Consider the following 14,629-nt stretch of genomic DNA (forward strand, 5'->3'; position numbering starts at 1 on the left):
GCTTCTCTCCCTTGTGCTATTTTTGTTCCTGCAGATCGTTCTTAACCAGCACAGCTTTTATTTTGAAATAATCGATTTCTTCAGGAAGTTCTTCCTTAATCGGCTTAAGCTTGTCCCTTCCAACTTTATCCACCGCTTCCATGACCAGCTTTTCTTCTGTATCATCAAAAATATCTGACCATATAACTGTATTGCCTTCTTTTATGGACCGGAGTATATGTTCCTGGATCGTTATCGGTGAAAAGTTTCGCTTTTTGGCTATTTCCCTAATCGGTACCCCATCCTTATAAAATTCAAATGAAATCAGGTAACTGGGGCGGTCATCCAGAGGCTCTTCAATCTCTGCCGATTTTTCCTTAACAGGGACAGCCTTAATCTTATGTTCCTCAACAAAGCTTTTAATTTCGTCGATAAAGTACTCTCCATACTTATCAAACTTCATTTGCCCAACGCCTTTAATGTTTAGCATCATTTCCTCGTTAATAGGGAAGCACCTGCTCATTTCTTTCAATGTAGTATCGGCAAACACAATATATGGCGGGACTTTTTCCTCGTCTGCGAGCTTTTTTCTTAAATTGCGTAAAACGGAGAATAGTTCATCATTTTCTTCTGTTTCCTGCATAAGATCAGGATCTTTAATTTTCATGGCGATCTTTTCCTGTCCTTTTAAAACCGGAACCGCATTTGCTGAGAGCTTAACAGTTGGAAACTTTCCGTCCGTTAAAGCTAAAAAGCCTTCAGCAAGCAGGTAATTCATAATGTCTGCAATCTCTTTTTCCTTACGGTTATTTAATAACCCGAATGTGGATAGCTGATTAAAGTTCATTTCGCGGATTCTTTTATTATGGGATCCTCTTAAAACCTGAGCGGTTAATGTAATCCCGAACCTCTCTCCCATCCGTTTAATGCACGAAAAGATCATTAAAGCTTCCTGTGTAATATCTATGCTTTTACGGTCATCCAAACAGCTGCTGCATTTTCCGCAGCTGAACGATTCTGCATCCTCATCAAAGTATTCAATGATATAGGATTGGAGGCATTTTTCAGTATGGCAATAATTCACCATTTCCTTTAATTTGCTGTATTCCTGCTCCATTTTGTGACGGTCCAAATTGCTTTCTTCTATTAGGAACTTTTGGAGTTGAATATCCTGCGGAGCAAACAGCAAATAGCACATGCTCTCCTCTCCGTCTCTTCCCGCTCTTCCTGCTTCCTGATAATAGGCTTCAATATTGCGGGGCAGATTATAGTGGATAACATATCTGACATTGGATTTGTCAATCCCCATCCCAAACGCATTTGTAGCAATCATAATTTCCGCTTCATCATAAACAAACGCATCTTGGGCTTTTTTTCGATCTTCTTCCTTTAAACCGGCATGGTATTTCGCAACAGAATAGCTCTTTCCTATTAAAAATTGATGAAGCTGGTCTGTTTCCCTGCGGCTGGAAGTATAGATGATGCCCGCTTCATTTTTGTGTTTTTCAAGGCATTGAATAATAAAATCTCTTTTATTAACACCCTTCATTACTTGAAAAGCCAGGTTTTCCCGTGCAAAACCGGTAATAAAAGTATCTTCCTCGCCAATATTTAATAGCCTTCGAATATCATCCGCCACATCCCGTGTCGCGGTTGCAGTCAATGCAGCGACCACAGGTTTCTGATTCAGGCTGCCAAGCTGGCTGACAACAGAACGGTAGCTTGGCCTGAAATCATGGCCCCATTGCGAAATGCAATGAGCCTCATCAAAAACAATTTCACTGATAGGCACTTCATTTAACAGCTCTAAAAACGAGTGTGAATCGAACCGTTCCGGCGCGACATAAACAAGCTTATATTCGCCATGACGTATTCCAGCCATTATGTTTTGGTACTCATCAGCAGACAATGAACTGTTGATATAAGCAGCAGGGATTCCGGCAGTCAATAGGGCATCTACCTGATCTTTCATTAAGGAGATTAACGGAGAAATGACGATGGCCGTTCCGGGGAGTACAAGAGCGGGAATTTGGAAACAGATTGACTTTCCGCCTCCTGTCGGAAGAATTCCTAGGGTATTGGTTTGTCCAATAATATTTTGGATTATCTCCTTTTGTCCTGGACGGAATGAGGTATATCCAAAATACTCATTCAAATAGTTTTCAGCTTGTGCCAGCAAATCGATCACCAACTCAATTAGTTTTTTGTATTTCACATTTCATGATACCAAAGCTTTCTTTTCATTGTAACCTTAAAGAAAATCGAAAAACACCTTCTGTAATAATACGATTAGAAGGTGTTTGCAGGACTTTAAAAGTTAAAGCGTCATTTTTTCTGCTTTATTCACAGGTATTTTAAGCCATTTGGATGCAATTTTTGAAAAAATTGCAGTGGATCCTGTTGTAAAAAATTTATATTCGGGTTCTTCAAGGTTCTCCTTCAGTAATCCGTGATGATGGAGAATGGTACTTGCTTCCCTTGCGGTTTCTTCACCAGAACTAATTACCTTTACGTCTTTTCCCATAACATTTTTAATAATCGGCTCTAAAAGAGGGTAATGTGTACATCCAAGAATAAGTGTATCCATTCCTCTGCCTTTTAAGGGGTGCAGTGTTTCAGCCACTATTTTTTTAGCAACAGGCCCTTCATATTCCCCGCTTTCAACAAGCGGAACAAACTTTGGACATGCGAGACTGTGAACGATCGATTTACTGTTAATTTGAATCAAGGCTTTTTCATAGGCTCTGCTCTTGACCGTACCTTCCGTTCCGATAACACCGATTGTATTGTTTTGCGTTACTTTAATGGCTGATCTTGCACCAGGAAAAATAACACCAATAACAGGGATGGACAGTTCCCGGCGAATTTCTTCGAGCGCTACTGCTGTAGCTGTATTACATGCGATTACAAGCATCTTAATATTTTTTCCTAATAAATACTGAGTCATTTGCCATGTAAAAGCTTTAACCTCATCTCCACTGCGAGGGCCGTAGGGACAGCGGGCCGTGTCACCGAGGTAAACAATGTCTTCATTTGGCAGCTGCCGCATAATTTCTTTCGCGACAGTTAAGCCTCCAACTCCGGAGTCAATAATTCCTATAGGTTCTTTCAAACGTACCGCCTCATTCTATGCGCATATCTTGATGTAACTTCATTAAGTTATCTTTAAGGAACAATACCTCTTCGTTTGTGAAGTCCTTTAGAACTTCTTTCAAGTATTCCTGCCTCTTCTTAATAACCTCTTCAATAATCCGTTCGCCTTCTTCCAACAGTTGGATGCGGACTACTCTCCGATCGTTTGGATCTTTGACCCTTTTTACCAGATTGTTCTTTTCCATGCGGTCAACCAGGTCTGTTGTCGTGCTGCAGGCAAGATACATTTTATTTGAGAGCTCGCCTATAGTCATATCGCCTTCTTCAAAAAGCCATTGCAATGCTACGAATTGCGGCGGTGTGATTGTAAAATCACTTAAGATTTCCCGTCCTTTTTGCTTGATTATACCGGATATGTATCTTAGGTCTTTTTCTATGTCAGCCACAACATCATGTATTTCGTTTGTTTTAGGATCTTCAAGCTTCATTCATAAACACTCCCATTTCAGCTTTTACGATTTAAAGAAAAGCGCCAGGCACCCGCCTATTGGCTAAAGGACTCAAACTGATCGATGGTGCCCAGAACTAAACATTATCGAAATTAAGATACTATATACTCTTTAAATAAAGGTTAATTTTTTGCCCTTGTGCATTTATTTTCACCTTTTTCGGCACAAATTTCAAGACAGAAATAAATCCCTGCCTTAAAAAAACCCATATAAATGTGTTAACCGGCATCCCAGAAGGATAGCCGGTCTAGATTAAAGTTCTAGCTCTCCCATTCGAAGGAGCTCTACAACAGCTTGTGAACGCCCCTTTACACCAAGCTTTTGCATGGCATTGGAAATGTGGTTCCGAACCGTTTTTTCGCTTATAAACAATTCACCAGCGATTTCCCTTGTTGTTTTGTCTTGTACTAACAATTCGAATACTTCTCTTTCTCGTTTGGTGAGTAACGGCTTGTGAGTATATTCATTCTCCTTCAAGTATTGTAACCCTCCTTGCCTTTCGCCAGCTATGAACCGCGGGATGGGTATATATTTAGTCACCATATCATATGTCAGCAAAAGTGCTGAAGTGACTATATTTACATAAAGGAGAAAGTTATTTTTAAAAATATGTCTTTGAGCCGCTAGGCTCGTACTTTCACTCCGCTCTTCAGCAATTCTTTCATCTCTTCAGTCCACGGGACACCTTTGCCGTTCTTCTTGGATATCTGCACCATCGTCCCTCTGCCAGCAAAACAAATTGATCCATCTGGTTTCTTGCCCATATAGTGCAGATCGACAGAAGAATTTCCGATGGCAGCAGCCTTGACATATATTTTGATCTCTTCATCAAAGAATACCTGACTTAAAAAATCGCATTGAAGGTCCGCAACAACCGGGATTGTTTCGTTATCTGGTTTTACCCAATCCTGCATAAATCCTTTGCTTTTAAAGAATTCAATCCTCGCTTCTTCATAATATGTGAAAGGAACAGTATTGTTCAAATGTCCAAACATATCTGTTTCAGAAAAGCGCACCTTAACGGGATGAAAAAAGATGAATTCTTCTTCCCATGTTTTAAAATCGTCTATATAGTTTAATTTTCCCATGGTGTTTCCTCCCGATTTTATGAATGAGCATTCACTCTGTTTTATTTTATTATAGTGTTTTTCGAATTATTTGAAAACCCTTCAGCGCCGATTTAAAAGGTAATGACTCTAAATTAATTCAGCACGTTGATTTCCGTTGCAACTCAGCGAAACAACGGGGCTACCGACGCTCCTCGACGCTCTGCGTCTGCGGGGTCTCCCTTGGTATGCTGCTCCCGCAGGACATTGAATAAGCATCCTCGAATGAATACCGCATGAAGAAAGTGCGATAGCATTTTCGAGAATCTCGCACTTCCACTCCAATCATCTCAGTGATTAAATTTAGTTAGCAACCCAAAGAAACAAATGATAAAAATACAGCTTAAAAAACCCCTCTCCAAAATGGAAAGGGGTTTTCTGTAATGTTAAATCTGGTCACTTCCAAAGAAATTTTTGAAAGACTGGAATGTTGTATCACGGTTAAGTGCCGCAATGGAAGTTGTTAAAGGAATGCCTTTCGGGCAGGACTGTACACAGTTTTGGGAGTTACCGCAATTGGCAAGTCCGCCATCACCCATGATTTGCTCCAGACGTTCCGCTTTATTCATTTCTCCAGTTGGATGAGCATTGAATAAACGAACTTGTGATAAAGGTGCTGGTCCAATGAAATCGGATTTGCTATTTACATTCGGACAAGCTTCAAGGCATACTCCACAAGTCATGCATTTTGACAGCTCATATGCCCATTGTCGTTTTCTTTCAGGCATACGTGGTCCTGGTCCCAAATCGTAAGTTCCGTCAATCGGAATCCATGCCTTAACTTTTTTCAAAGAATCGAACATACGGCTTCTGTCTACCTGCAAGTCACGGACTACAGGGAAAGTGCGCATCGGCTCAAGTCGGATTGGCTGTTCAAGCTGGTCTACAAGTGCAGTACATGACTGGCGCGGCTTGCCATTAATCACCATGGAACAAGCTCCGCAAACCTCTTCAAGACAGTTCATATCCCAGGAAATCGGTGTAGTCATTTCACCTTTTACATTAACCGGGTTACGGCGGATTTCCATAAGGGCAGATATAACGTTCATATTTGGACGGTAGCCAAGCTCAAACTCTTCCTGATAAGGGGCTGAATCAGGAGTATCCTGGCGGCTTATTATAAAACGGACAGTTTTAGCTTTAGTTTCTTGCATGGTTTAGTTCTCCCCTTTCTTTTTAGAATAATCACGCTTACGCGGTTTAATTAAACTTACGTCTACATCTGCATAATGGAATTCAGGAGCGGAATTTGCATCTACAAACTTCGCCATTGTTGTTTTAAGGAATTCCTCATCATTACGTTCAGGGAAATCAGGCTTATAGTGGGCACCGCGGCTTTCATTACGGTTATATGCACCGATTGTAATAACGCGTGCCAATTGAAGCATATTCTGCAATTGGCGGGTAAAGCTTGCTCCCTGGTTGCTCCACTTCGCCGTATCGTTAATGTTGATGTTCTTATATCGCTCCATAAGCTCAACAATTTTTTCATCGGTCTTTAGAAGTCTGTCATTATGGCGAACAACTGTTACATTATCAGTCATCCATTCGCCAAGCTCTTTATGAAGGACATAGGCATTCTCTGTGCCATCAAGAGACATAATATTGTTCCACTTTTCTTCTTCCTGTTTAACATAACGGTCAAATAATGATGAAGGAAGATCTTCAGCACTCTTATCCAAACCGCTGATGTATTTTACTGCATTAGGGCCGGCAACCATACCGCCATAAATGGCTGAAAGAAGAGAGTTGGCACCTAAACGGTTTGCACCGTGCTGTGAATAATCACACTCACCTGCAGCGAACAAGCCAGGAATGTTTGTCATTTGGTCATAATCAACCCATAGACCGCCCATGGAATAATGGACTGCAGGGAAGATTTTCATTGGAACCTTACGAGGGTCTTCACCCTGGAATTTCTCATAAATTTCAATGATTCCGCCAAGCTTAATATCAAGTTCCTTAGGGTCCTTATGGGAAAGATCCAGGTAAACCATGTTTTCTCCATTAATACCAAGCTTTTGGTTAACGCACACGTCAAAGATTTCACGTGTAGCAATATCACGTGGCACCAGGTTTCCATAGGCAGGATATTTCTCCTCAAGGAAGTACCAAGGTTTACCATCTTTATATGTCCAAACTCGTCCACCTTCACCGCGGGCTGATTCACTCATAAGGCGGAGCTTATCATCTCCCGGAATGGCAGTTGGATGAATTTGTATAAATTCTCCATTTGCATAATAGACACCTTGCTGATAAACGATCGAAGCAGCTGAGCCAGTGTTAATGACAGAGTTAGTTGATTTACCGAAAATAATCCCCGGTCCGCCCGAAGCCATAATAACTGCATCTGCAGCGAAGGATTTAATTTCCATTGAAGTCAGGTTCTGGGCAACGACACCTTTACAAGCTCCATCATCATCGATCACTACCCCTAAGAATTCCCATCCTTCATACTTTGTTACCAAACCGGCAACTTCATGGCGGCGAACCTGCTCGTCCATCGCATAAAGCAGCTGCTGGCCAGTTGTAGCACCAGCGAATGCTGTACGGTGATGCTGTGTTCCACCAAAGCGTCGGAAGTCAAGTAATCCTTCAGGTGTACGGTTAAACATAACACCCATTCGGTCAAATAAATGAATGATTCCTGGTGCAGCTTCTGCCATTGCTTTAACAGGCGGCTGGTTTGCCAAAAAGTCACCGCCATAGATTGTATCGTCAAAATGAATATAAGGAGAATCTCCTTCTCCTTTTGTATTTACTGCTCCGTTAATACCGCCCTGGGCACAAACAGAGTGAGAACGTTTAACCGGCACTAACGAAAATAATTCAACCGGAGTCCCTGATTCTGCAACTTTAATTGTCGCCATTAAACCGGCTAATCCGCCGCCGACAACTATTACCTTTCCTTTACCCATCGTGACTCACTCCCTTAATCCTAATACTAAGAAAAGCGCAAGGCGCCCGCTTATCGGCGATAATTCCCTTAAGCCGATGGCTTCTATCCTAAAAGCTGCCGCTTTTAGCCGAGGGCAATTTATGCTAGCGAAGCTTGCCTTGTGGAGCTAGACAGCTGCCTAGCTTCAAAGCTTATATTTCTTATTTTTAATATCCGAACATAGTCTGATAGTGTTTTAATGTCTATTAAATGAATGCTGTAAGCGCACGTACGCCCACAATAGAAAGTGCGATAAAAATACCGATTGTTACATAAGTTGAAATAACCTGAGAACGAGGTGATACTGTAATTCCCCAGCTTACAAGGAATGACCAAAGGCCATTAGCGAAGTGGAAAATCGCAGAAATAACGCCAATAATATAGAACCAGAACATAAATGGATTTGATAAGATGTTCTCCATCATTTGAAAGTTAACATCTGCTCCAAAAGCGGCCTGCACACGAGTTTCCCAAACATGCCATGCAACAAACACCAAAGTAATAACACCCGTTACACGCTGGAGCATAAACATCCAGTTGCGGAAGAATCCAAATCTGCTCGTATTATTTTTCGCAGTAAAAGCAATATAAAGACCATAAATTGCATGGAACAACAAAGGTAAATAAATAACAAACGTTTCAAGGAAAATCCTGAATGGAAGACTTTCCATAAAATGCGCAGCATTATTAAAAGATTCCTCTCCCCCTGTTGCAAAATGGTTCACTACAAGGTGCTGAACCAAAAACAGCCCAACTGGTATAACCCCAAGTAATGAATGCAATCTGCGATTAAAAAACTCTCGATTACCTGCCATAAACTTTCCCCCCCTGATTTGTAAAAAATGATGCTGAGCCCCCGCTCAGGACATCATCTCGAAAATGTTATTCATTTTCTTACAATTATGTGACATGTCCATTTTACTCCCAAGATAATAGAGCGTCAAGAAAACGGATACATAAAATGTTCCATATTAAAAAAATTTTTAAAAAATATTAATAGCTTTAAAACCAGTCACCAACATGCTTTCAGCTTGGCTGAAACTCTAAGCCTCGCATATACTAAAATAGTAATATTTTCTGTGCAAATCGTGCTATTTTTTCTTGAATGGATATTAAAACCCTCTGCATATTGTATATAATAGAATAATAGAAAGAGGGGAGACTATTGAGCGAATTAGCATCTGCGAAATCCACTAACGAAGATCATATACAGTCAGTCCCGGTATTTGGATATGAACTAATCCGGGAAGTGCTGCTTCGTGACCTATTAGGCAATGAAGCACCGGAAATTTTATATTGGGCCGGCAAAAGGCTTGCACGCAAATATCCTCTTGGTTCAGCCGAACATCTTGCCGAGTTTTTCCATAGCGCCGGCTGGGGAAACCTTTCCATAAAAAACGAAACAAAGCACGAAGTTGAAATGGAATTATCCAGCCCCCTGATCACCGACCGATGCAAAAAGAATGATGACTGCACCTTTCAGCTTGAAGCTGGGTTTATAGCCCAGCAAATAGAATTTCAGAAGGATGTCATTTGCGAAGCCTTTGAACATCCACGCAAAAAAACCGGAAAAATCCAAATCACAGTAAAATGGGATAAAAAAGATGCTTCCGTGTGATTTCATTTAAGTTTGGGCAAAAAGCTTTCAAAAAATTTCCTTTTGAAAGCTTTTTGTTTATGTTTTTGGCTCTGTTAAATTAGCTTGTTGGTTTTGCTTCAGGTGCTCAGCCAACCGGGGCAGTCCCGGGGCTTCTCGGCACCTGCACCTGTGGGGTCTCCCTTTGACTCGCTTTTCCCGCAGGACTTTTGAATGAACTTCCCAATTTTACACCTAAGAAGGAAATGCGAAGCATTTTCGAGGATCTCGCACATTCCGCTTCAATCCACAGCCAAATCAACAATGATCCTATAACACAGCAAATTTATTTACCTCGTGTCTAAAATTAGGCTTTTACCGCAGAACCTGACAGCTGGAAGGCTTCATGCAACGCATCAACTGCTTCAAGCATTTTTTCGTTTTTCACCACAGCAGAAACCTTTATTTCCGATGTGCTGACCATTTTCACCTGTATTTCATTATCTGAAAGCACTTCAAACATTTCTGCTGCCACCCCTGGATTGGAAATCATACCTGATCCTACAATCGAGACTTTCGCCAGTCCTGACTCCCATTCAATGCGTTCGTAATTTAAACTAGCCCTATTCTTTTCCAATACCTTTACAGTATCAGTCAGATCTTCATTTTTGATCGAGAATGACAGGTTGGTGGTTTTGGCCTCTGTCATGCTTTGAATAATGATGTCCACATTAATGTGATTTTTAGCAAGTGCTGAGAATATGGTTGATAAGCCAGTAAGTGAATTAGGAAGGCCGAGTATTGTCACCCTTGTAATATCATCTTCAAATGCCACACCGCGCACGACCAAGTTTTGTTCCATTTTTACTTCCTCCTCAATAATTGTTCCGGATTCCTTTTCAATACTTGAACGCACTTCAAGCGGAAGTCCATAGTTTTTGGCAAATTCTACTGCTCTTGGATGGAGAACGCCTGCCCCTAAATTCGCAAGCTCAAGCATTTCATCATAGGAAACGGAATAAAGCTTTCTTGCATTTTTTATATACCGCGGATCGGTTGTAAATACCCCGGTTACATCGGTGTAAATATCACATTTATCAGCTTTTAGTGCAGCCGCTAATGCAACAGCGGTAGTATCCGATCCTCCGCGGCCCAATGTAGTGATTGAACCATCCTCTGTCATCCCCTGGAATCCGGCAACAATGACAATATTGCCTTGCTGCAGTTCCTTTTGGATTTTATTTGTATCAATGTCCAATATCCTTGCATTCCCGTGGACTGGTTCAGTCTTAATCCCGGCCTGCCAGCCTGTAAATGAGACGGCAGGGTGCCCTTTCGCACCTAAAGCCATGGAAAGCAAAGAAATGGTCACCTGTTCACCGGTTGTTAGCAGCATGTCCATTTCCCGTTTATTTGGAGCAGGAGAGATCTCCTTTGCCATACCGACTAGCTGATCTGTCGTTTTCCCCATGGCTGAAACCACCACGACGACATCATTTCCTCTTTTCTTTTCCTCAATCACCCGATTGGCCACATTTTGAATTCGGTCAACGGTACCAACCGAGGTGCCTCCGAATTTTTGCACAATGATTCCCACAACTTCCCCTTCTTTCTAAACAATCTTGTTGTATTGTATTGTTTGCCGTCCCTATGTAAATTACCCTTTACCAGTTTACTTCCGTTTTTTGGACATTAAAAAAAGCAATGAGATATACTATCCCATTGCTGTGCAGCCAAATGTAAAAAAGAAGCAAACACAGTGAGATAGCTCTCCAGGACGGCATAGCCCTGACAATTCTGCATTTATTTAATGCAGAACCAGCAAAGAAATTGATGAGATTTTCTTCACTTCGGCAAACATTCCCTTTCAAAGCTTTTCACGGAAGCTCATTCTTCTCCAAGCTCTTACTGATGAAGTTCGCACCTCTACCTTCACTTAACGATGCTGTTCGAAAAATTTAGAAAAGCTTTCTTTTCGAACACATACTTTATCGCTATAAAGTGATATTGATATAAAGTTTCAATTATTATAACATATCAAAAAATGGCTGTCTATCTCCATTTAATCGCTTATGGTTACGCTTTTCCGTTCTTTTCCTCAAGGCGCTGCTTTAGTTCTTCTGCTACATTTGCAGGTATGCCTATTTCCCTGAAGTCTTCAAGGGATGCCTCTTTCATTTTCTTAACGGAGCCAAAAGCCTTTAACAATTGCTTTTTCCGCTTCTCGCCAATGCCCGGAATCTCGTCAAGGATTGACTGAAAAGCACTTTTTCCACGGAGCTGACGGTGAAAAGTGATTGCAAAGCGGTGAACCTCGTCCTGAATTCTCTGCAGCAAATAAAATTCCTGGCTGTTTCTGGAAAGCGGAATAATCTCAAGCGGACTGCCATAAAGGAGCTGGGATGTCCTGTGCTTTTCATCCTTAACCAGCCCGGAAATAGGGATATCAAGACCCAGCTCATTTTCAAGCACATCTCTTACAGCTTCCACATGGCCTTTGCCTCCATCAATCAATATCAAATCAGGAAGAGGGAGCTCTTCTTTCAATACCCTGGTATATCTGCGGCGAACCACTTCCCTCATGGATTCATAGTCATCAGGGCCTTTGACAGATTTAATTTTAAATTTCCGGTATTCCCTTTTCTCCGGCTTTCCATCAATAAAGACAATCATGGCAGAAACAGGGTCTGTTCCCTGTATATTTGAATTATCAAATGCTTCAATTCGGTGGGGAGTGTAGATGCCAAGCTGCTGCCCAAGATTTTCTACTGCCTTTATCGTACGTTCCTCATCCCGTTCAATTAAAGAGAACTTCTCCTGCAGAGCGATCTTCGCATTTTTATAGGCGAGCTTAACGAGATCCTTCTTTTGGCCGCGCTGTGGCTTTAACACTTTCACACCAAGAAGCTGTTCTGCCATTTCAGTATCAACAGAGTCGGGAGCCAATATTTCGCGCGGTTTAAAATGGTTGGCTTTTGAATAAAATTGGCCAAGGAATGTTAAAATTTCTTCCTCAGGTTCATTATGAATCGGGAACATGGATACATCCCTCTCAATGAGTTTGCCCTGCCTAATGAAGAAAACCTGCACGCACATCCAGCCTTTATCAACCGCATAGCCGAATACATCACGATCTGTAAAATCTGTCATCGTCATTTTTTGCTTTTCCATGGTTGCATCGATATGGGCAATTTTATCCCGGAGCTCTTTAGCTCTCTCAAAATCAAGTTCCTCTGCGGCTGCTGCCATTTTCTCCATTAAATCCTTCTTAATATCTTTGTATCCCCCATTTAAGAACCTTGCAATTTCATCTGTCATGCGTTTATATTCTTCTTCGCTTACATCTTTCACACAAGGAGCAAGGCATTGGCCCAAATGGTAGTATAGGCATACCCGATCAGGAAGGGTTGAGCATTTGCGCAGCGGATAAATTCTGTCCAGAAGCTTTTTCGTTTCATTGGCAGCCTGCACATTTGGATAAGGTCCGAAATACTTTCCCTTATCCTTTTTAACCTTTCGGGTTGTAATCAGGCGCGGATGCCGTTCAGCTGTCAGCTTAATAAAAGGATAGCTCTTATCATCCTTTAACATCACATTGTATTTTGGGTCATACTTCTTGATCAAGTTCATCTCAAGAATCAATGCTTCCATATCTGAGGAAGTGACAATGTATTCAAAATCCTCGATTTCATTGACAAGCCTTAATGTTTTTCCATCATGGGAACCGGTAAAATAGGATCTGACGCGATTTTTCAGGATTTTCGCCTTTCCTACATAAATGATAGTACCCTGCCTGTCCTTCATTAAATAACAGCCTGGCTGTGCTGGAAGCAGCATCAATTTATTTCTAATATTATCATTCATCCAATTCACCTCCCGGGTCCTTATTCCACTTATATAACACGATATGATGATATACTGGATCAAATATCGGTTCTGAATGAAACTCGCTGACTTTTACAAATTCCTCTTCCACTTTTGCTCCCTGTTGTTTGAACCCATCAACTGCTTTGCCGGTCACATATATGCTGGCACCTTCTCTATTTTTAATATCCTGTAAAAATAAAGGATATGTATAAATTCGTTTATGTGAAAATGGCATCTCAAGGTATTGAAATACTCTTGTTTCCTCCCACGTATAGACAATAAACTTTTCTTCCTTCTGTTCCAGGTAACTTGCAAGCTGATACATTGCTGGTATCTCTTCAGCCTGCTTCCTTACATAATAGAGCCCTGTGAGTGTTTGGGCAAGTATAAACAATCCAATCAAAACGTTGACTAATTTCCCAGAATTTCTAAGAGAAATAACAGCAATAAAAAAAACAAGCAGCATCAAAAGCGGAAGTATATGTCTTGGTTTGTCAATATTTTGAGCAAATAATGCCCAAAGAAAATAGAAAGCTCCCAATAAAACCATAAGTATTAATTGAGGATTCCTTTTTAAATCCCGTGCATTTTTAAACTTAAAAACAGCGATAACTGCAAGAACCATACTGATTATAAAGACGATTACGTTTCCGGAGCCTAAACCCACCCAAAGCAAATTCCTGCCTATTAATAGGAATAGCGTTTCCCAAAAGGGATCAGCTTGTACAGCGGCAGTTCCTCCCCAGTCTGAAAAATGTCCTTCTGTAAAGCCGAAAGCGAGCTGAAAAAGATAAGCAAATCCGCCAGTACTAAACGCCAGTGCTGAAACCCACACAAGCTGGGCCATAAGAGCGATAAAGCAATACACTAATATCTTAGGTACTGCTTTTCTTCCTTGTTTTTTAAAAAGGGCAAGCCACTGAAAGATAAGGCCTGCAGCAAACACTACATAAGATAGCCTTACCCCAAGAAGAAGTCCAAGTAAAATAGCCGGTATAAATCCTATTGCCACTTTATCTTTTTTCATAGCTGCGCTCAGACTCCATAAATACCATGGAATGATCGCCAAGGCTGCTCCTTCCGACATAGGCTGGCCTGTCATAACAGCAATATAGCTGACAGATTGCAGAATCATGACCGTAAGGGCAGCTTTATTCACACTTAAGTAGTGTCTTGCGAGAAAAAATAACGGAATCGTGGTTAACAGCATCATAGTCATATTCAAAATGGAAAGTGCCTCTGGCGGATTTTTTATAAAAGTAAAAAACAGCATTCCACCAAGGATAAAAAAGGGATATCCAGGAAAATGGGGCTGCATTTTTATAAGATCATATTCACTAATAGCAAGGGAAAAATCCACCTGATCCCAGCCCGCAGCAAAAGAAACAGCATGGCAGAACCGATAGCCGTATAGAGTGCCAAGATAGAAAATCATAACCCATACAAGATAAAATCTTTTCATTTCAAACATCCTTATCATCTGCTAAATGAAAAAATAAGCTGAAAAAAGACCCGCCTGCCGCGAGCCTTTTTGAGGGATTCTAAAATATATTTTGAACTT

General features: G+C 41.1%; 12 protein-coding genes and 1 riboswitch. Of the genes, 1 reads left to right on the forward strand and 11 read right to left on the reverse strand.

Translation table 11 applies throughout. The features are described 5' to 3' along the window. Nucleotides 1–16 precede the first annotated feature (16 nt). The 8 genes from recQ to J7I93_RS08105 all read right to left on the reverse strand — a co-directional run bounded on the left by recQ (nucleotide 17) and on the right by J7I93_RS08105 (nucleotide 8,440). Nucleotides 17–2,158 (reverse strand): DNA helicase RecQ, encoded by a 2,142-nt coding sequence (gene recQ, locus J7I93_RS08070; protein WP_214725127.1) that lies wholly within the window; start codon nucleotides 2,156–2,158, stop codon nucleotides 17–19. Nucleotides 2,159–2,296: 138 nt separating this feature from the next. Next, entirely contained in the window at nucleotides 2,297–3,091 is a 795-nt protein-coding gene (racE, locus tag J7I93_RS08075) for a glutamate racemase (protein ID WP_214725046.1), read from the reverse strand. Between the two features lie 10 nt (nucleotides 3,092–3,101). After that, nucleotides 3,102–3,560, reverse strand: a complete 459-nt coding sequence (locus J7I93_RS08080) for a MarR family winged helix-turn-helix transcriptional regulator (RefSeq protein ID WP_214725048.1) — start codon at nucleotides 3,558–3,560, stop codon at nucleotides 3,102–3,104. A 273-nt stretch (nucleotides 3,561–3,833) separates the two neighbouring features. Further along, on the reverse strand, nucleotides 3,834–4,058 hold the full coding sequence (locus J7I93_RS08085; protein WP_009333184.1) for a helix-turn-helix domain-containing protein: 225 nt from the start codon (nucleotides 4,056–4,058) through the stop codon (nucleotides 3,834–3,836). 146 nt (nucleotides 4,059–4,204) lie between these two features. Then, the gene (locus J7I93_RS08090) at nucleotides 4,205–4,669 is read right to left on the reverse strand and encodes an acyl-CoA thioesterase (protein WP_214725050.1); all 465 of its coding nucleotides are present in this window, start codon (nucleotides 4,667–4,669) and stop codon (nucleotides 4,205–4,207) included. A 404-nt stretch (nucleotides 4,670–5,073) separates the two neighbouring features. Next, complete coding sequence (gene sdhB / locus J7I93_RS08095; protein ID WP_214725052.1) at nucleotides 5,074–5,841, reverse strand: succinate dehydrogenase iron-sulfur subunit; 768 nt, start codon at nucleotides 5,839–5,841, stop codon at nucleotides 5,074–5,076. Between the two features lie 3 nt (nucleotides 5,842–5,844). Then, on the reverse strand, nucleotides 5,845–7,605 hold the full coding sequence (sdhA, locus tag J7I93_RS08100; protein ID WP_214725054.1) for a succinate dehydrogenase flavoprotein subunit: 1,761 nt from the start codon (nucleotides 7,603–7,605) through the stop codon (nucleotides 5,845–5,847). A gap of 226 nt (nucleotides 7,606–7,831) precedes the next feature. Continuing rightward, on the reverse strand, nucleotides 7,832–8,440 hold the full coding sequence (locus tag J7I93_RS08105; RefSeq protein WP_214725056.1) for a succinate dehydrogenase cytochrome b558 subunit: 609 nt from the start codon (nucleotides 8,438–8,440) through the stop codon (nucleotides 7,832–7,834). 350 nt (nucleotides 8,441–8,790) lie between these two features. Here J7I93_RS08105 and J7I93_RS08110 point away from each other — a divergent pair, with 350 nt between their 5' ends. Beyond that, the gene (locus J7I93_RS08110) at nucleotides 8,791–9,243 is read left to right on the forward strand and encodes a YslB family protein (RefSeq protein ID WP_214725058.1); all 453 of its coding nucleotides are present in this window, start codon (nucleotides 8,791–8,793) and stop codon (nucleotides 9,241–9,243) included. Nucleotides 9,244–9,568: 325 nt separating this feature from the next. Here the strand turns inward: J7I93_RS08110 and J7I93_RS08115 are convergent, their stop codons facing one another. The 3 genes from J7I93_RS08115 to J7I93_RS08125 form a co-directional block, all read right to left on the reverse strand. Then, complete coding sequence (locus J7I93_RS08115) at nucleotides 9,569–10,798, reverse strand: aspartate kinase (protein WP_214725060.1); 1,230 nt, start codon at nucleotides 10,796–10,798, stop codon at nucleotides 9,569–9,571. A 160-nt stretch (nucleotides 10,799–10,958) separates the two neighbouring features. Next, nucleotides 10,959–11,138: riboswitch (Lysine riboswitch) on the reverse strand. A gap of 139 nt (nucleotides 11,139–11,277) precedes the next feature. Continuing rightward, nucleotides 11,278–13,065 (reverse strand): excinuclease ABC subunit UvrC, encoded by a 1,788-nt coding sequence (gene uvrC, locus J7I93_RS08120; protein WP_214725061.1) that lies wholly within the window; start codon nucleotides 13,063–13,065, stop codon nucleotides 11,278–11,280. Further along, complete coding sequence (locus J7I93_RS08125; RefSeq protein ID WP_214725063.1) at nucleotides 13,058–14,530, reverse strand: glycosyltransferase family 39 protein; 1,473 nt, start codon at nucleotides 14,528–14,530, stop codon at nucleotides 13,058–13,060. The genes uvrC and J7I93_RS08125 overlap by 8 nt, the downstream gene beginning before the upstream one ends. Nucleotides 14,531–14,629: the final 99 nt, after the last annotated feature.

Source organism: Bacillus sp. ISL-47 (genome assembly GCF_018613175.1).
Lineage (GTDB): Bacteria > Bacillota > Bacilli > Bacillales > Cytobacillaceae > Cytobacillus.

Bases quoted from the DNA above. Each gene is read 5' to 3' on its own strand.
- uvrC (WP_214725061.1), bottom strand. From the start codon at position 13,065: ATGAATGATAATATTAGAAATAAATTGATGCTGCTTCCAGCACAGCCA.
- J7I93_RS08090 (WP_214725050.1), bottom strand. From the start codon at position 4,669: ATGGGAAAATTAAACTATATAGACGATTTTAAAACATGGGAAGAAGAA.
- J7I93_RS08125 (WP_214725063.1), bottom strand. From the start codon at position 14,530: ATGAAAAGATTTTATCTTGTATGGGTTATGATTTTCTATCTTGGCACT.
- J7I93_RS08105 (WP_214725056.1), bottom strand. From the start codon at position 8,440: ATGGCAGGTAATCGAGAGTTTTTTAATCGCAGATTGCATTCATTACTT.
- J7I93_RS08080 (WP_214725048.1), bottom strand. From the start codon at position 3,560: ATGAAGCTTGAAGATCCTAAAACAAACGAAATACATGATGTTGTGGCT.
- sdhA (WP_214725054.1), bottom strand. From the start codon at position 7,605: ATGGGTAAAGGAAAGGTAATAGTTGTCGGCGGCGGATTAGCCGGTTTA.
- sdhB (WP_214725052.1), bottom strand. From the start codon at position 5,841: ATGCAAGAAACTAAAGCTAAAACTGTCCGTTTTATAATAAGCCGCCAG.